General features: G+C 73.8%; 10 protein-coding genes. 1 reads left to right on the top strand and 9 read right to left on the bottom strand.

Features of this window, described 5'->3' with window-relative positions; translation table 11 throughout:
* Positions 1-120: 120 nt before the first annotated feature.
* The 3 genes from der to cmk are packed head-to-tail and all read right to left on the bottom strand — an operon-like array spanning position 121 to position 2,983.
* The gene (gene der / locus ACIBM5_RS43275) at positions 121-1,590 is read right to left on the bottom strand and encodes a ribosome biogenesis GTPase Der (protein ID WP_391586926.1); all 1,470 of its coding nucleotides are present in this window, start codon (positions 1,588-1,590) and stop codon (positions 121-123) included.
* Positions 1,591-1,634: 44 nt separating this feature from the next.
* Positions 1,635-2,300 (bottom strand): lysophospholipid acyltransferase family protein, encoded by a 666-nt coding sequence (locus ACIBM5_RS43270; RefSeq protein WP_391586925.1) that lies wholly within the window; start codon positions 2,298-2,300, stop codon positions 1,635-1,637.
* Entirely contained in the window at positions 2,297-2,983 is a 687-nt protein-coding gene (gene cmk, locus ACIBM5_RS43265) for a (d)CMP kinase (protein WP_391586924.1), read from the bottom strand. Before cmk ends, ACIBM5_RS43270 begins: the two co-directional genes overlap by 4 nt.
* Before the next feature lie 169 nt (positions 2,984-3,152).
* On the opposite strand from cmk, the gene ACIBM5_RS43260 reads away from it, so the two are divergent.
* Entirely contained in the window at positions 3,153-4,238 is a 1,086-nt protein-coding gene (locus tag ACIBM5_RS43260) for a prephenate dehydrogenase (protein ID WP_396012181.1), read from the top strand.
* Between the two features lie 180 nt (positions 4,239-4,418).
* Here ACIBM5_RS43260 and ACIBM5_RS43255 read toward each other — a convergent pair whose 3' ends face one another.
* Genes ACIBM5_RS43255 through ACIBM5_RS43230 form a run of 6 tightly spaced genes read right to left on the bottom strand, consistent with a single transcriptional unit; the run spans position 4,419 to position 18,159 of the window.
* Positions 4,419-6,530: a hypothetical protein gene (locus ACIBM5_RS43255; RefSeq protein WP_396012179.1), complete on the bottom strand. Its 2,112-nt coding sequence runs from the start codon at positions 6,528-6,530 to the stop codon at positions 4,419-4,421.
* A gap of 22 nt (positions 6,531-6,552) precedes the next feature.
* Positions 6,553-8,487, bottom strand: coding sequence for a hypothetical protein (locus ACIBM5_RS43250; RefSeq protein ID WP_396012177.1), 1,935 nt, complete (start codon positions 8,485-8,487; stop codon positions 6,553-6,555).
* Position 8,488: 1 nt separating this feature from the next.
* Complete coding sequence (locus ACIBM5_RS43245; RefSeq protein ID WP_396012176.1) at positions 8,489-10,687, bottom strand: hypothetical protein; 2,199 nt, start codon at positions 10,685-10,687, stop codon at positions 8,489-8,491.
* A 25-nt stretch (positions 10,688-10,712) separates the two neighbouring features.
* Positions 10,713-11,780: a hypothetical protein gene (locus ACIBM5_RS43240; protein ID WP_396012175.1), complete on the bottom strand. Its 1,068-nt coding sequence runs from the start codon at positions 11,778-11,780 to the stop codon at positions 10,713-10,715.
* Positions 11,777-14,221 (bottom strand): hypothetical protein, encoded by a 2,445-nt coding sequence (locus tag ACIBM5_RS43235; protein WP_396012174.1) that lies wholly within the window; start codon positions 14,219-14,221, stop codon positions 11,777-11,779. The genes ACIBM5_RS43240 and ACIBM5_RS43235 overlap by 4 nt, the downstream gene beginning before the upstream one ends.
* Positions 14,218-18,159 carry a tubulin-like doman-containing protein gene (locus ACIBM5_RS43230; protein WP_396012173.1) on the bottom strand — a complete coding sequence of 1,314 codons (3,942 nt, stop codon included), beginning with the start codon at positions 18,157-18,159 and terminating at the stop codon, positions 14,218-14,220. Before ACIBM5_RS43230 ends, ACIBM5_RS43235 begins: the two co-directional genes overlap by 4 nt.
* Positions 18,160-18,173: the final 14 nt, after the last annotated feature.

Raw genomic sequence — 18,173 nt, 5'->3', positions numbered from 1 at the left:
GCCCCCCGGCGGGCCCCCCCCCCCGGCCGGCTGGGGGGCGGGGGGCGGGGCCCCCCCCGCGCACACCCCGCGGCGCCCCCCCCCCCCGGCGGGGCGCCCCCCCCCTCCTCGTGGGTACGGTCAGCGACCGGTCTTGTTGCGACCGCGCTTCTCCCTGACCTTCATCCGGATCTCGATCGGCGTGCCCGGGAAGCCGAACTCCTCGCGCAGCCGGCGCTCGATGAAGCGGCGGTAGCCGGCCTCCAGGAAGCCGCTGGTGAAGAGCACGAAGCGCGGCGGCTTGGTGCCCGCCTGGGTGCCGAACAGGATGCGCGGCTGCTTGCCCCCGCGGATCGGGTGCGGGTGGGAGGCCACCAGTGTGCCCAGGAACGCGTTCAGCTGGCCGGTGGGGATGCGCTTCTCCCAGCTGGCCAGCGCGGTCTCGATGGCCGGGACCAGCTTCTCCATGTGCCGGCCGGTCAGCGCCGAGACGTTCACCCGAGGCGCCCAGGTGACCTGGACCAGGTCCTGCTCGATCTCGCGTTCGAGGTAGTAGCGGCGCTCCTCGTCCATCAGGTCCCACTTGTTGTACGCGATCACGATCGCGCGCCCCGCCTCGACCGCGAGCGAGATGATCCGGGTGTCCTGCTCGGTGAGCCGCTCGCTGGCGTCGATCAGGATCACCCCGACCTCGGCCTTCTCCAGCGCCGCGGTGGTGCGCAGCGACGCGTAGAAGTCGGCGCCCTGGGTCAGGTGCACCCGCCGGCGGATGCCCGCGGTGTCGATGAACTTCCAGGTCTTGCCGCCGAGCTGGATCAGCTCGTCGACCGGGTCGCGCGTGGTGCCCGCGACCTTGTCCACGACCACCCGGTTCTCGCCGGCGACCTTGTTCAGCATGCTCGACTTGCCCACGTTCGGGCGGCCGAGCAGCGCGACCCGGCGCGGGCCGCCCTCCTGCACGCCGAAGCGCTGCGCGGGGGCCTCCGGCAGGATCGCCAGCGCCGCGTCGAGCAGGTCGCCGCTGCCTCGGCCGTGCACGGCGGAGACCGGCCAGGGCTGACCCAGGCCGAGCGACCACAGCGCGGCGGCGTCCGCCTCCTGCGCCATGTTGTCGACCTTGTTGGCGGCCAGCACGACCGGCTTGCCGGCCTTGCGCAGCACCCGGACGACGGCCTCGTCGCTGTCGGTGGGGCCGACGATCGCGTCGACCACGAACATCACCGCGTCCGCGGAGTCGATCGCGTACTCGGCCTGGACCGCGACCGACAGGTCGATCCCGACCACGTCGCGCTCCCAGCCGCCGGTGTCGACCACGGTGAACCGTCGGCCGTTCCAGGTGGCCTCGTAGTACACGCGGTCGCGGGTCACCCCGGGGGTGTCCTCCACGACCGCCTCGCGGCGCCCGATGATCCGGTTGACCAGCGTGGACTTGCCCACGTTGGGGCGACCCACGACGGCGAGCACCGGCAGCGGTCCACCGGACTCGTCACCGTGCTCGCCCCGGTCGGGGGTGTCCCCTTCCAGGTCGACCCATTCCTCGGGGTCGTAGCCCGCCTCCCACGCCTCCGGGTCGAAGGCGCCCTCGGTCGTGGCGTCGGCGTGCTGCTCCATGGGGGTGTTCCTCGTTCGGGTAGCGGTACGGGTGAAGATCGTGGTCAGCCGGCGCGGCCGGTCATCCGCTCGGCCTCGCGCAGGTGCGCGGTGAGCCGTTCGACGATGCGGTCGGACGCGGCCTGGACGGCCTTGCGGGTGGCCCGGCGGTCGGCGTTCTCGACCGCCTGGAAGGGCTTGCCGTAGACCACGTCGATCCGGGAGCGCAGACCCGGCAGTGCACCGATCGAGGATCCCCGCGCGCCGGTGCCGAGGCACGCCACCGGGACGATGGGTGCCCCGGAGCGCAATGCCAGATATGCAAGTCCATTGTGCACTGCCGAGAAGTCGGCCTGTCCCCGCGTGCCCTCCGGGAACACGCCGAGTGCGCCGCCGCCCGCCAGTACGTCGAGCGAATCGGTGATCATCTTGCGGTCGGCGACCCCGCGCTGGACCGGGATGTGGCCGATCCCGCGCAACACCGGGCCCAGCGCGCCGGTGAACATCTCGCGCTTGACCAGCACCTGCGTGGGCCGCGGCGCGAACGCGAAGAGCATCGGCCCGTCGACGAAGTTGGCGTGGTTGCCCGCCAGGATCACCGGGCCGGCCATCGGCACGTGCCATGCGCCCAGCGCGCGCACCCGCCAGAAGCTGCGCAGCAGCGGTTCGCCGATGAAGTGCGCGGCCCCGGCGAGCGGGGGCTTCGAGGTGGTCCCGAAGGCCGCGGTCACCGCACGTGTTCCGCGACCAGGGCGAGCAGGTGGTCGACCACCTGGTCGCGGTTCAGCTCGGTGGTGTCCACCAGGATCGCGCCCTCGGCCATCCCCGCGGGCGCGACCGCGCGACCGGAGTCCAGCGCGTCCCGGCGGGCCAGGTCGGCCCGGGTCGCCTCGACGCTGGTGGCCTGCGTACCGGTCAGCTCGGCGTTGCGGCGTGCGGCGCGGGCCGCCTCGGATGCGGTCAGGTAGACCTTGACCGCCGCGTCGGGCGCGACCACGCTCGCGATGTCGCGTCCCTCGACCACGATGCCGCCGGCGCCGATCACGGCCCGCTGGAGGTCGACCAGGCGGGTGCGCACCTGCGGTACGGCGCTGACCGCGCTGACCGCCTTGGTCACCTCGTCGGTACGGATCGGGCCGGCCGCGTCCCGGCCGTCCACCGTGATGGTGGGCCCGTCCGGCGCGGTCCCGGAGACGATCTGCGGCTTGTCCGCGACGGCGGCCACGGCGGCGGGGTCGTGGATGTCGATGTCGTTGCCGAGCATCCACCACGTCATCGCCCGGTACATCGCACCCGTGTCCAGGTAGCGCAGGCCCAGCCGGGCGGCGACCGCGCGGGAGACGCTGGACTTTCCGGACCCTGACGGACCGTCGATGGCGACCACGACGGTCGCGAGCGGCGTACGGGCTTCCACGGTCGCCGACCTTTCGCTTGTTGCCGGCACGGGGGCCGTCACGGGTATTGCCGAACCGGGCGGCGCAGTCGAGGCCGCGGGGCGATAGGACACCGCCCGAGGGTACCGTCACGGATAGCCTTGATCGGTTCCCCCATTATTCCGTCACCCGCCCCTTGGAGTTCCCGTCGTGCGTACCGCCGCCGTGGTCGGCACCGGACTGATCGGTACATCCGTCGCGCTCGCGCTGACCGCCCGCGGGGTCACCGTGTATCTGCGCGACCGGGACAGCACCGCGGTACAGACGGCGGCGGCGATGGGCGCGGGCCTGGAGGCGACGCCGCCGGAGCCGGTGGACCTGGCGGTGCTCGCGGTGCCGCCGGGGCGGGTCGCCGAGACGCTGCGGCTGGTGCAGGCGGAGCGGCTCGCGCTCGGATACACCGACGTGGCCAGCGTCAAGGAGCAGCCGCTCCGGGAGATGGCGGAGCTGGGCTGCGAGGCGACGTGCTACATCGGCGGCCATCCGCTGGCCGGGCGCGAGCGCTCCGGGCCGCTGGCCGCCCGGGCCGACCTGTTCGACGGTCGGCCGTGGGTGCTCACCCCGTCGGCCGAGACCGACACCGAGACGCTGAACCGGGCGCTGGAGTTGGTCTCGTTGTGCCGGGCCGTGCCGGTGGTGATGGCGCCGCGCGACCACGACCACGCGGTCGCGCTCGTCTCGCACGCGCCGCACCTGGTGTCCGCGCTGATGGCCGCGCGCCTGGAGCACGCGCAGGACACCGACACCCGGCTCGCGGGCCAGGGGGTGCGGGACGTGACCCGGATCGCGGGCTCGGATCCGCGGTTGTGGATCGACATCCTGGGCGCCAACGCGAACGCGGTCGCGGACGTGCTGGCCGGGCTGGCGACCGACCTGGACACCGTGGTGGGCGCGTTGCGCTCGCTCGGCGCGGAGGACGAGGCCAAGCGCGAGCTGGGTTCGCGCGGCGTGGAGGCGCTGCTGCGGCGCGGCAACGCGGGGCACGGCCGGATCCCGGGCAAGCACGGGCAGCCGGCCGCCCGGTACGAGGCCGTCCCGGTGGTCGTCCCCGACCGGCCGGGCGAGTTGGCCCGGCTGTTCGCCGACGTGGGCCGGGCCGAGGTCAACATCGAGGACATCCGGATCGACCACGCCCAGGGTCGTCCGGCCGGTCTGGTCGAGCTTCAGGTGGACCCGCGGCGGGCCGAGGCGCTGACGACGGCGCTGCGGGCCGGCGGCTGGACCGTACAGCGCTGAACCCGGGGCCGCCCGCCGGTGCCGTCCGTCGACCCGGCGGGCGTCCCCGACGCATGCGCGGCGGGTCCGCCCGGGCGGCCCGGGCGGCACCGCCGACCGGCCTCGGCCGGCCCGTGCGGCCGGCGCCGCCCGCCGGGTTCGGCGCGGCGGGTTCGGCGCGGCGGGTTCGGCGCGGCGGGTTCAGCGCGGCGGGTTCTGCTCCGCCCAGCGGCGCCCGAGTTCGGTGCGGAAGTCCTCGCCCCATTGGGAGTTCAGCAGGATGTCCTCGATCAGCGGGTTCGGCGAGCGGTCCCGGCGGTCGGAGAGCACGCAGATCGCGATCTGGCGCAGCACACCCTTGGTGTCGGTCTTGGGTGCCAGCACCACCATGAGCAGCTGTTCGAGGAGCTTGCGGGTGCGTTTGTCGCCCGCGCCGGCCGCTTCGAGGCGGTCGCCGAACTGCTCGGCGTCCAGCAGGGTTTCGCGCATCGCCAGCAGGTCGCCCGGGTTCCACGCCTCCGGCGCGAGCTGTCGGCGGCGCTGTTCCAGGCGCGTGGTCAGCCGGTCCGCGATCACCGGCAACACCCGCAGGTCGGCGAGCCGTAGCGCGACCGCGAGCGTGACGATGTTGTCGATGCCCGCGACCTCGGTCTTGGCCGCGCCGCCGCCGAGCGCGCGTTCGCGCAGCGTGGGCTTGTCCGGGAGCCGCTTGACCGCGCGCCGTATCTTGTCCACCTCGGTGTCCGGGATGTCGTACTCGGCCCATGCACTCCACGGCGCGTTCCCGGCACTGGCGGGCAGCGCGCCCGGCGTCGGCGGGCTCCCCGTCGCGCCGCCGTGCGCGCGCTCCGGGTCGGCGTCCGGGTCGGTGTCCGGGTCGTCCTCGGTGAGCGGCAGCGCGGGTATCGGCAGTTCGCCGCGCTCCTCCTCGAAGCCCGGCCACGGCCCGGTGAAGGCGTCCTCGATCTCCTCGAACACCGCGCCGTCGTCGGCGTACCAGATCACGTCCGGGGTCTCGGTCGGCTCGGTCGGCTCGACCGCGCGCGCCGGCTCGGTCGCCCGCGCCGGCTCCGGCGGCGTCTTCGCGGCCACCGTCGGGCGGGGCACCCGCTCCTTCGCGGAGACCGTCGTCCGGGCCGGCTCCGCCGTGTACGGAAAGGCCGGCTCCTCCTCGGCGGCGCCGGCCACCGTGACCACCCGCGGCTCGCGCCCGACCCGCTCACTCCGGTCGGTGCGCTCCGCCCGCTCGACGCGATCGGTCCGCGCGATGCGCTCGGTCCGCTCTGTTCGCGCCGTCGACTCGGCCCGGGTCGCGCGGGTCGGCGTCGGTGCGGTTTCCGCCGGCTCGGCGGCCGGCACCCGGGGCGCGGCGGTCCACCGGCCCAACCGGGTGCAGATCTCCCGCGACCGCTCCTCGGCCCGCTCGTGCGGGAGCCGGCGCAGGTCGAGCATGCCCTCCAGGAGTTGGTGCACGCCCGACCAGTCGGTGTCGATGTACCGGCTCACCAGCAGCGCCGCCGCGTGCGCGTGCACATCCGAACCCGCCTTGGGCTCGTCCCGGGCCAGCAGCCGATAGCGGCCCGCCCACGGCTGCGCGTCCCGCGGCCGGCGTGGCAGCACCACGAACCTCGGCTTGGCCGAGTGGTCCAACGTCTCGAACGTGGAGAACGTGAAGGCCCCCGGAACCAGCCGCGGCAGCAGATCGGAGAGCCCCCACAACACCGGCACCGGGTCGATCCCGACGTCCGCCTGCTGAAACGAGAAGAATCGGCTCGGATGCCGCAGCACCGCGGCCACCGCGACCTCCAGCAGGTGGGCCTGGTCACGGGCCCGCCCACGCAGCCGTTCGGCGTGCCCGTCGAGCGCCGCCTCCACGACGTCCCGGGCGAGCGGGGCCAGTCCGTAGCCGCGCGGGATGTCCTCCAGGGCCGTCTCGCCCACCCACACCGCTTCCTGGGTGAGCACCAGCGCACGATGCGGGCCCAGGTCACGGCCCGGGTCCAGGAGCACACGCGCATTGTTGCCCTCGACCACGTACTCGCGTCGGATCACCGCGGCGCCCCGACCGGTGTGCACCAGCGCGACACTGGTCACCGGCGCCCCCCGGTCGTCCACGTCGACCGCCACATGCTCCCGCAAGTCGTCGTGCCAACCCAGGAGTTCGTCCCGGGACACCGACGACGCGATCGGCCCCAGCCCACGCCCACCGAGCAGGCTCTCGTCCTGACGTCGGTAGACGATCTGCCGAAACCCGCCCGCGTCGGCAGCGACCGGCGGATGGTTCCCTCGCGGCTGCGCCGCCCGTGGCGTCATGGCTGGCTACGCTTCCGTCCTGTCATGGCGTGATACCGAGTTCCTCGAACAGGAGCCGGCCGCATTCGCGCTGGAGCAGCCCGTAGCAGTCGGTGGTGGACATCGCCCGCACCAGGATGCGTTGGTACGGCGTCCAGTCTCCGTCGAACGTGCGAAGTCGCATGACCGTGCCCGCCAGGCCTGCGACGAAGTGCGGAAAACGGTCGCTGTCCTGGGCGACCATCCGCGCCATCTTCTCCAGCAGGATGTGCAGCAGTTCCTCCTCCACGTCGCACCCGGCGAGGACGGGTATGCCCTCGTGCAGTCGGCCGAGGATCTCGCCGTAGGCGCGCAGGGAGCGCCATTCGCGGCGGGGATTCGCGTACTCGCGATCGACCTCCACGGCCAGGCGCCAGATCACCGCTTCCAGCAGCGGCGGCTCGACGAGCAGCAGGGCCGCCGCGAGCGAGCCGGTGTCGGCGCGATCGATCGCCCTGCCGACCCTGGGCGTCTCCTGGCCGCCGTTCTCGGCCATCAGTTCGGCGGCCTGCCTGAGCGCCGTCAATCCGTCCCGGGTCGCCATCAGTTCGTCCCACACGTCCCAGTCCCACGTGCCCCGCGCGGACCGGGCCGAAGTTTCCCGCGGCGGTCCGGGGCGGCCCGGCGGCTCGGCGGCGCCGGGGCGGATCGGCTCGGTGGACGCCGGGCGGGCCGGCCCGGACACGGTGGGACCACTGCCGACCCGGCCGGTCCACGCCGCCAACCTGTCGCCCAGGTCCCCGGCCCCGGGAGCGTCCCGCCCGGCCCGCGCGTGGCCACCCGCCCGGTCCGGCCCGTCCGGATCGAAGTACCGGCCCGGTCCGCCCTGTTCGAATCGTTCGTCCTGCTCGTCCTGCTCGTCCTGCTCCTGGGTGAACGTGTCCGTGTACTCGACCGTCCCCAGGTCCTGCGAATACCCCAGCTTCGACCACCCCACGACCGGGCTGTCCACCCCACCCGCCGGGTCGTCCCGGGACGTGCGGCCGGCCGCCGGCATCGGGGGCGTGGCCCCGCGGGCAGGGCCGACCACGTGTTCGGCGCGGTCCAGGTTCGACGCGTGGGTGCCCACCGCGTCGTCGACTTCCCGCAGCGTGCCCAGCATTTCGTCCCACGACCACTCGCGGTAGCGGCTCACCAGGATCCGCGCGGCCCGGCGGAACACGTCCTGTCCCGGTTCGGCGCGCGGGTCGATCCGGACCCGGTTGGCCGGCTCCGGGGTGTTGGGCCAGCGCGGCACCAGCACGTAGCTCGGCTTCATCGCCGCGTCGCTGGTCTCGTACGTGGAGAACGTCCTCCCGCCCGGCGCCACCCACCGGGCCAGGTCGAACACCCCCCACAGCAGCGACACGACGTCTTCGCCGACATGCTCGGTGAGCAGCGTGAACTTGTGCCCCTCGTGGCGCATCACCGCCGCGAGCACGACCTCGACCAGTTCCGCGTTCTCCCGGGCCTGGGCGCGGATCGTCTCGTGCACGTCGGCGCGGTACGCCTCCGCGCGGATCGACGCCGTGCCCAGCGCGGCGTCGTCGCGCACGTCCGAGTTCGGGATCCCCGATCCGGTCAGCCCGCCGCCGTAGCGGTCGTGCAGCCACACCGCCGCCAGCATGGTGTGCGGCCGGATCATCCGCTCCGGGTCGAGCAGCACGTGTGCGTTGTTGCCGGGCCGGTTGCTGGCGTGTATCGCGGCCTCGCGCAGGATCAACGCATGCCGCTCCCCCGGCAGGTGCACCTGGCACATGCTCCAATCGGGGGTCTCCGGCAGCGAACGGTCCATCGAGACATGGCTGTTCAGGCCACGGTCCCACTCCTGGACCAGCTCGCGGTCGAGCGAGCCGGCGACCGGGCCCATGCCCTGCCGGCCGAACAGGTCCCCGTAGCTCCAGCGGTACACGACCTGATCCAGCGGATCCCGCTCGTCCGCTCCGGTCTCCCACGCCATCTCACACCCCCACGCGCTCGACCCCGGCCTGATCGAGCATGTCGCACATCGCCAGGATCGACACGACGGGTTCGAGAACACGACGCGGCCGGATGCCGCCGGGGAAGCGGCCGTCCCGATCGCGCGCACCGGTGGCCGACACGAAATGCATCGTGCAGCGCCGGAATTCCTCGAACGGGCTGAGCCAGGCCACCGCGTCGTGGGCGTACAGGAACGAGTACACGTCGCGGCTCTCGGCGGCCACCCGCGCCGGATCCACCCGACCGGGCCTGGGCGGGTGCGAGCCCAACCAGGCGTCCACGGGCGGCTCGAACCGGATCAGGTCGGACTTGGTCACCGCGACCGCCACCGGCTGGCCGAGCAACTCCGCGGTACGCGGCAGCCGGTCCATCACCGCGGCGAAGGTCCGGTCGCCCCGGCGGACACCGGGCGAGTCCTCGCCGTCGCCGGTCAGCCGGCGCAACTCGGGCAGGTCGACCGCGACCACCGGGTCCACCACGAAGACGAACGCGTCGGCAGCGGCCAGGAATTGCATTTCCCGACCGCCCCTGGCCAGGTCCTCGCCGCTGACGTCGAAGAAGGCGATCGGCCGGGTCCGGCCGGCCGAGCGCAGCAGCAGCGCGTCGGCGAACTGGACCAGGTTGCCCTGGTGGTTGACCGTGGTCGCGAGCATGGTCCCGCGCTGGAGCGGATCGACCCGGTTGCGCAGGTAGTCCTGATGCTGGTCGGGATCCACCGGCGCGTGCGTCACGCCGTACGGACGCAATCCGCCGGCGTCGATCTCGGCGATCATCGCGGCGAGCAGGTGCGTCTTGCCGGAGAGGCCGTCACCGATCAGCCCGATCACCAGCGGCGGTTCGTGGATCAGGTAGTTGGTCGGCAGGTAGTGCTCGCGCTCCTCGTCCCCGGCCGGGTTGGGGCAGCGCATGAAGGTCGCGCGCAGCCGGTCGTGCCGCTTGACCGGGTCGGTGACCGTGCTCAGGTCCACCCGTTCGTAGCGCAGCCGGTCGTCGCGCTCGTAGAGGTCGTTCTCGTTCCACCGGATCAGGTCCAGGCAATAGGGACAGCGCACCTCGGGTCGATTCGGGTCGATGGGGCCGGTCGCCGGGCCGGCGACCGGTGGTGCGGTGGAGGGCGGCGTCCGCGGCGGCACGCGCGGCATCTCGCGGGTGCCCGGCTCCGGCGGCTCCGCTCGGGCCGCGCGCGGCTCGGGCCGTTCACGCGGCTGTTCACGCGGTTCGCGCGGCTGTTCACGTGGCTCACGTGGTTCGCGCGGCCTGGCCCGGGCCTCCTGACGGGCGCCGAGCGCGTCCAGCCGGCTCCGGATCTCCTCGACCCGGGTCCCCTCGGGCAGCGTGTGCACCTCGGTGGGCACGTTGAGCAGCCGATGGAAGCCCGCCCACCCCTCGCCCACGTAGTACTTCACCATCCGCCGGGCGAGTTCGCGATGCGCGTCGAACGGCTCGTCGCGTCCGGTCAGATCGACCCGCACCCGGGTCCCGGGTCCGGCTCCGGGCACCCGGGGCAGGGTGACGAACCTGGGTGCCCCCTGGGGGTCGGGAGCCGTGTCGTCGACCTCGAAGGTGGAGAACGTCCACGGCCCCGGCAGCAGCGCGGTGAGCAGGTGTTGCAGGCCCCACAACAGCGCCGTGGCGTCCTCGGCGGTGGCCGGCAGCAGGGCCACCTTGGCCCGGGGCCCGCGCAGCACCGCGGCGGTGAACACCTCGAGCGGATCGCCGAGCCGGCGGGCCCGCTCGTGCAGGCCGCCGGCGGCGAGTTCGAACGCCTCGGCCAGCCGCTCGTCCGCGAGCGGCCGGAGGTCGTAGCCGGCCGGGGTCCGGTCCGGGTCCAGCGCGCCGGGGGCACGCGCCTCCAGCGCGCCCCACGCGATGGCGTCGAACGGCGCGATGCTGTCCCGAGGACCGACCAGGACGTGCGCGGAGTTGTTCAGCCGCTGCCGGCGAGCGTCCGCGGTGAACGCGCGGCGCACCAGGGCGACGCCCAGCGGGGTGTCGAGCAGACACACGCTGGAGGCCGGGCAGGCGGGGTCGCCGTAGTCCATCGTGACCGCGTCGGCCAACCGGGTGCGGGTGTGCCAGCCGAAGAGTTCGTCGCGGCTCAGGGACGTGGCGACCGGGACGATGCCGCGGCGCCCGAGCAGCCCGTCGGGGTCCCAGCGGTACACGATCTGATGCAACATCAGCCGACCTCACCTGCCGTCGCGTTCAACTCGGTTGGTTCTTTCCGAAGAGCCGGAACCGGCCCGGCCTCGGCTCGGGCACCGGCGGATTCGCCGGTTTGGGCGGGATCCCGGCCGGCGGCGGGACGAAGGCGGACCGCGGGCCGTCGGACGCGGCCGTCGGCGACGGCTGCCCCTCCAGCGGCATGCGCTGCCGTTTGCGCTGCAGGGCCGCCTCGTAGCCGCGCCGGCCCTCGGCGAGCGGGTCGTACTGGGCATGGCCGTGCACGTACGGGTCCGGTTCGGCGAGTCGGCGCAGCACCTCCGCCGCGCCCGGCCGGCGCTGCGCGTCCGGCTCGAACACGCCCTGGAACAGGTCGAGCAGTACGCCCTGGCTCTCCACGCCGACCGGGATCATGCCCTGGCGGACCGGGCGGGAGGTGGTGACGTGGTAGGCGACCTGCGCGGCCGACCACAGGTCGTCGCGCGGGTCGGCGGGTCCGGGGCCGCGCAGTGGGCCCGGCGCGGCCCACAACGCGGTGCCCAGGCTGCTGCGCGGCTCGCCCGCGAGGGCGGCGTGGTCGAAGTCGGCGATGTACAACCGGCGCTGCTCGCGCTGCCAGCGCACGCTGGTGGGGGTCAGGTCGCCGTGCACGACGCCGGCCGTCTCCAAGTGGCGGACGGTGCGAAAGAGCGCCCGCCGAAAGGCGTCCTGCTCCTCGGTCAGCAGCTTGCCCACCACGTCCTCGGCAGGCGGGCAGGGCACCGCCTCCAGCAGCAGGAACGGCTCGACGCCGTCGAAGTCGTGCCCGGCGATACGGGCCAGCTCCCGCGGATGGTCGGCCGGGCCGAACGTGCGCGCGAGCCGCAGCAGCACCCGGATCTCGGTCTCCAGGCCCGCCTCCGCGCCGACCCGGCGACGTGCGTCCAGCGGCCCCAGGCGCTTTTGCACGAACGTGCTGCCGTCCTCCACGTCCCGCACGTCGCGGACCCGAAAGGGTCGGCCGGGAGCGACCGGCCGGTCCGGGCCGAACTCGACGCGGCGTTCCACCGACCGACCCTCGGGGTCGGTGTATCCGAGCTTCTCCTCCCGGGACTCGCCCACCGCGCTCACCGGGCCCGTCCGTCGTCGTGGCCGGCGGTCGATCCGCCCGCGTGGTCCGGGGCGCCGTCGGCGCTCTCCTCCCACATCCGGGCGTCGTCCACCGAGCCCGGCAGCAGCGGCAGCAGGCGCAGCACGCCGGCCATCCGGCCGGCGCCGGTCCACACCAGTTCGTGGTCCATGAGATGACCGTCGCCGCGCTCGCGCAACGCCTCGCGGACCGCCGGGCGCACCCCGCGCGGCGCGAAGCGCACACTGCGGATGTGGGTGGGGACGTGGTCGAGCAACATCAATTGGTCGGTCGCGCACAGCTGGAGCATGGACCGGTCCGCGGGCTGGGCGAGCAGCCCGGCGATCCGGTCCGCATCGCCGCCGGCCGCGTTCCCGACATGCGGGCGGTCCTGGGTACGGCGGGCGAACGGCGGCGCGGCCTGGATCCCGTGGTGCGCGAGGTGGTCGGCGTACGAGCGCAACACGCGCCGCAGTTCGCGTTCCGTGCCCTGCCTCGATGCCTCCGCCGGGTCCCCTTCGAGCAGCGACCACATCGGTTCGAACGCGGCGTGCAGTCCGTCCACCAGGTCGCCGAGCACGACGTCGTACAGGCTCGGGCCGGCGCTCGGCGGCGGCGTCGAGGGCGGCGCGGGCCGACCGGGGGTCGGCGCGGTGCCGGTGCCGTAGCCGGTCGCGGCCGACTCGGGAGCCGCCGACTCGCCCACGAGCTGCCGCTCGATCGCGGTCGCGTTCTCGGCGAGGACCTTGGCGCTCTCCTCCAGCAGCGCGGCCAGCACGATCGCCCGGTCCACCGCCTCCCGACGCGGACCGGCCAACGCCCAGTCGTTCCACACCGTGCGCACGAGCAGCGCGTGCAGTGCGTGCAGAGCCCGACCGGCCGCGCCGAGCGCCAGCGTGCGCTCCCAGCGCCGCACCCGCACCGTCCAGTCCACGCTGGGCAGCACCAGGAGCACCGCCAGGCCGAGTACGAGGGCCAACGGGCCGACGCCGGTCGGCGGCCCCCAGGCGCGCCCGGCGAGCAGCCCGCCGACCGCACCGATCAGCGCGACCAGGCCGGCCGCCACGATCATCGACAACGCCTCGGCGGGCAACGTCGCGCCGCCCCGGCGATCGGGGCGGCGCAGCGCGATCAGGGTCGACCCGAACACCGCGAGCAGCACCGCGAGCACGGCGCCGAGCACCGCGAAGGCGGGCCACAGCGCGATCAGGAACGAGCCCGCCAACAGCCCGCCGGCGACCCCGACATGCGCCGGACCGAGCGGGAAGGCGGCCGGGCGCAGGTAGTGCGCGAGGAAGCCGTCCGAACAGGTCTGGTCCACCTCGTACGCCCGCGACGCGCCCGCGCCGGGGCTGATCCGGTCGGCCAACTCGCGCAGCCGCTCGGCCAGTCCGCGCAACCCCTCGGGTCGGTCGAAGGCGGCGGCGGTGCGCTCGCGCAGCGCGCCCGCCACCGAGGTGACGCTCAGTCCGGGCGGCTCGGGGATCACCACCCCGACCTGGTCCAGCCAGGCCCGTCCGTCCGCGTCGAAGCCGGCCGCGCCCTGGCCCACGGTCTGCCGGACCAGGTCCCGATATTCGCCCAGCGCGGTCGCGGCATCGGTGATCCGGTCGTGGATCGGCGGTCCTTCGCGGCCGCCCGAGCCGTACAGCGCGAGCGGACCGGCCAGCACCGACAGGCTCCGTTGCGCATGCCCGAAGCCCTGGTCGGCGTGCGCCCACCGGGCGCCGAGCGGGCTGTCGGCGCGCACACATTCGCGAACACCGCCGGTGGCCGCGGCGAGTCCGGCGCCCTGGCCGTCGGCGAGGGCCGCGAGCGGCTCGGGCCACGGCTCGTCCACCCCGCCCTCGGCGCCGACCAGCCGCTGTGCCGCGCGGATCCGGGCCCGCTGTACCGCGTCGTCGCGGATCCGGTGCACGAACGCGTTCAGTCCCGGCGCGGCGATCGAGCGAGGCATCTCGGTCACGCCGGCCAGCACGTGGTCGAAGACCTCCGGTTCGGTGAGCACGTCGACCAGCGGCGCGAGCGCGTCCGCGTCATCCGGCCGCAGGGTGGTGCCGGGCGCCCGGCCCGGCGCCCAGTCGGTGCCCCGGACGTCGCCGACCCACAGCGTGGCCGCGTCGCTGCCCACGAGTTGGCCCGGGCGGCGCAGCACGACCGAGCCGTCCACGGGCGAGCCGACCGCGACGCACACGACCTTGATGTAGTCACTGACGAAGATGCGTTCGTACGCCCGCCGGTGGGCGACCAGTTCGTCCACGGAGTCGAGCACCAACACCCGGTCGGCGGCCACGTTCAGGGTGCCGGCGGGCACCCGGGTACGCGCGTACGCGGTCTGCACGTCGGCGAACCGCCGGGCCGCCATGACCGCCTCGTACTCGGTGCGCAGGTCGACCACGACCACCAGCGGGCGCGGCACGCCCGCGTCGACGGAGTCGGTCACCAGCCACCTCCGGGCAGCTCGCGGTCGTCGTGCTCGTCCGGCAGCGGCAGGGTCCGGTCCAGGCCGTCCAGGCGCACCGTGCGGTCCTCGGGATCCGCGTCGCCGCGCCCGCCCGTGTCGCGCGGGTCGAACGGGCCGCGCGCGTCCCGGGCCCGATACGGGTCGTGCGGATCGTCCGCGCCCCGGGCGGGCGGCGGCACCCGGGTCTCGCGCGGCTCCCCCGGCTCGTACGGATCGTAGGGGTCGTACGGGTCGCGTCGGGGCCGCCGCTCGGCGGTCGGCGGCCGGGCCGGGCCGTCCCGATCGTCGCGCCCGCGGTCGCGCCGCTCGGGCGTGTCCGGGTTCGGCCGACGCGGGTCGCGCGTCTTGGGCAACTCGTGCGGGTCGCGCTCCCGTCGCCACTCCTGCGGATCACGCGGCGCGCGGTCCCGCCACTGCGGCGGACCGCCCGGCTCGGGCTCGTCCCGCCACTCCCGCGGGGCCCTCGGCTCCCTCGGCTCGCGGCCGTCCCGCCCATCCGGGTCGTCCTTGTCGAACACCGGACCGCGCGACTCGCGCCCGGTCCGCCGCTCCCACTCCCGGTCGTCCCGGTCGTCGCGGTCGTCGCGGGTCTGCCGCGGCAGTCGCGGCTCCCGGCGCTCGGCCCAGTCCTCCGGCTCGTCCCGGTCGTCGCGCACCCGCTCGGCCGGCCGCCGCTCCCATCCCGAGTCGCGCTCGTCCCGCTCCCGGTCCCGCGTTCCCTGACCGCGCAGGTCGCCGCCGAACCCGTCGTGACCCGAGATCGGATCGTCGTACTCCAGCTCGCGCAGCGAATCCCGGGTGCTGCTCTGGTGGGGGAAGGACAGGTCGAGTGCGGCGGGCAGGGTGACCTCCCACAACCGCAGCAGTTCCTCCGCCCAGCCCCGACTGCGCTCCGGCAGCCGGTCGCGCAGTTCCTTGAGCACCCTGACCTGCCGCGGCGCGACCTCGTGCACGAAGTGCCGGTACAGCGGCGAGGGTTCGCGCACCCGCGAGCCCAGGCCCTCGGGGTAGGTGAGCATCAGCTGCTTGGCGAACTCCCGGCGCACCGCCGCGTCGTCGGTCAGCGTCCACTCCTCGTAGGCGCGCAGCAGGCTGCCCCACGAGGAGGCCCGGTCGAACGGGCGCAGCGGCAGCTTCATCACGGTCGGTCCGTGCGGCAGCCGGATGTCGATCACCTCGGGCGAGGACCGGTCCCCGCGGGCGACCTCGATCTGTCCGTTCCACATCGCGCACAGCAGCCGGTGCAGGATGTACGCCCGGTGTCCCTCGGTGGTGGCCAGCCAGTCGTAGGTGAAGCCCAGCCGCTGGCGCCACTTGAGGAAGTCGACCGGGTCCTGCCGGTCCAGCGAGCGCGACCACTGCGCGAGCACCTGGCGCACCTCGGGCACCTCGGTCAGGCTCATCGCACTGCGGAAGAGCACCACCACGATCGATTCCTGCTCGACCGCGCGGAACTCGATCTTGCGGGACGGCTCGTTGGGGATGTTCAACATGCGTTCCAGGTACTGCCGCACCTCCATGTCGTGCGAGGTGCCCGGGTGGGCGATGAGCACCTTGAGCTCGCCGCTGCCCTCGGGCGAGAAGCCGTTGGGCAACATGCCCGCGAGCTTTTGCACGAACTGTTCGAGGTCCTCCTCGCCCACCGCGGCGCCGCGTCGGGTCGCCGCGCGGGTGAGCAGGTCGCGCACCGGCGGCAGCAGCGGCTGCGCGTTGAGCTCGCCGGCCTGCACGAACAGGGTCTTGACCTGCTGCTTGATCTGGTCGCGTACGTAGGCGACGGCGACCGGTCCGCCCTCGCGCTCCTCGCCCAACTCGTAGGCGCGCTGCCAGATGCCCGCGCCGAGCAGCTTGCCGACGATCTGCGCGGCGCCGGCCGTCTCGGGCAGCCGCTCACGGTCCACGAAGCGGCGCAGCACCTGGCGGTAGAACGACTCCAGGTTGCCCTGCGGCGGCAGCAGGTAGGAGACCCCGGAGCGCTGCCGGTACAACTCGCGGGTGGCCCGGCCGAAGTTCGCCTCCTCCTGGTCGCGGTGGTCGTTGAAGGCCTGCCCCAGACCGTCCACGACGTGCCGCAGGTAGACCATCTTGCGGTCCCACACCTCGGCCTGACCGCCCCACTGGGCATGCCAGTTGCGCCGCGAGCGCCACTCGAACCACTGCTGCTGCGCGCCCAGCGCCCGCTGCACCTCGGGATCGCCCCACTTGGCCTTGACCACCCCGCCCGCGCGGTCCTTGATCGCGGGTATGTGCGGCGCGTTCACGGTGATCCCGGGCGGCGGCGTCGGCTCGGTGCTGCAGTGCGCGAGCAGCCCGGCCACCCCGGGCCGGTCCGTGTCGCTGTACAGCCGCCGGTCGCCGAAGAGCACCCGGCGGGCCCGGAACAGGTCGCCGTCGGAGAGCAGTTGCCGAATCCCTCGGGCGTGGTTGAACTCCTCGGCCAACTGTGCGGTGTGCGCCCGCAGTTGGGCCTCCTGCTGGCGCAGCGCCTGCTCCATCGCCCGGGTCCGCGCGTTGAGCGCCTGCATGATGCCCGCCGCGCCCTTGGCCGGCGACGGGTCGGCGACGTGCGGCGGTGCGCACAACCACAGTTCGCCCAGACCGGACACCGACATGAAGGACTTGATCTGCTCCAGGTTGGCCTCGGAGGACACCCGCACGTCCGAGGTCAGGTCGCGCACGGCCTGGGCGAGCATCCGGCCGGCGACGATGTCGGCGAGTTCGTCCACCGGCACGGTCATCGAGGCGACCAGGCTGGTGGACACCCCGCACGCGCCGATCCCGCTCGGCGCCGGGACCTCGCGGCGGACCCCCTCGTTGATGAAGCTGTCCGCGAACGACTGGTACAGGTCGCCCTGGATGACCGCGTTCTCCAACTCGGGCCCGCCCGGGTTGAGTCCGGTGCCGATCAGCGACATGACCAGGGAGACCACCGAGCGGTGCAGGTCCTCGCGCTCGATTCCGCTGGTGCGGCTGAACAGGAAGCCGGTCTGGACGGTGCCCGCCTTGAGCCGGGTGGACTCCAGGCCGGGATAGCGCACGGCCAGGTTGCCCGCCGGCGCGCCGAGGCCGGTGTCGAGTTCCTCCTGGGCGTACTGCCCGTTCTGGTCGTCGACCAGTTGGAACAGGTCCAGGAGCGCCCGGCCGGCGTTGAGCACCGCGGGGCGTCCGCCGCCGCGTTCCTCGTCGAAGGCGGACGGCATCAGCACCAGCGGGTAGATCTTGATGCCGTCGTAGCCCTGCGAGAAGGCCTCGCCGATCAGGTGCAGGTAGTCGTAGAAGATCCCGCACCCGGTGCCGCCGGCGATCGAGAAGGCGACGAACACGTCGCACGTGTTGCGGTTGTTCTGGCTGCCGCTGAGCGCCATCAGGTGGTCGTTGCCGTTGCTGATCAGGCCGACCGCGCGACGCAACGGGTCCATCGCGGGCGCGAGTCCGTGCCGGAAGGTCTCGAACAGGGCCGCGCGCCCGACGGTGGGCAACTGCCCCGCGCCGCGCCGCAGCGGCGTCACCCGCGGCTCGCCCTCCCGGGCGGGCAACCACGGGATGGTCTCCTCCGCCGCGTTGATCCGCAGCGAACGGGCCACCTCGGGATAGGTGTTCAGCGGCGGCACCAGCTGGGTGGTCAGGTGTGCGTTGCGGTCCGCGGCGGCCCGGTGCGCGGGCGGCGCGGCCCGCAGCCGCTGGCGCTGCAACTCGTTCTCGTTCAGGTCGGCGTAGACGAACTGGATGCAGTTGGGCAGTTGGTACGGAGCCAGTTGGCCGCCGAGCCGCTGCATCAGGCCGGTGCCGTCGGCACCGCACAGTTCCTCGCGCAGCCGTCGTTCGAGTTCGGCTCCGATCAGACATCCGGTACCGCCCAGCCCCACGAACAGCATGGACTGGTGGATGGACATGCCCCTGCGGCCTTGCGCTGCCACGGGCCCTCCTCGAA

The sequence above is a fragment of the Embleya sp. NPDC050493 genome (assembly GCF_044458105.1).
In the GTDB taxonomy this organism is placed as follows: domain Bacteria; phylum Actinomycetota; class Actinomycetes; order Streptomycetales; family Streptomycetaceae; genus Embleya.
This window is presented reverse-complemented; position numbering and strand designations above follow the sequence as displayed.

Excerpts from the sequence above, each read along its gene's own strand:
- der (WP_391586926.1), bottom strand. The coding sequence starts at position 1,590 with ATGGAGCAGCACGCCGACGCCACGACCGAGGGCGCCTTCGACCCGGAG.
- ACIBM5_RS43255 (WP_396012179.1), bottom strand. The coding sequence starts at position 6,530 with ATGACGCCACGGGCGGCGCAGCCGCGAGGGAACCATCCGCCGGTCGCT.
- ACIBM5_RS43250 (WP_396012177.1), bottom strand. The coding sequence starts at position 8,487 with ATGGCGTGGGAGACCGGAGCGGACGAGCGGGATCCGCTGGATCAGGTC.
- ACIBM5_RS43245 (WP_396012176.1), bottom strand. The coding sequence starts at position 10,687 with ATGTTGCATCAGATCGTGTACCGCTGGGACCCCGACGGGCTGCTCGGG.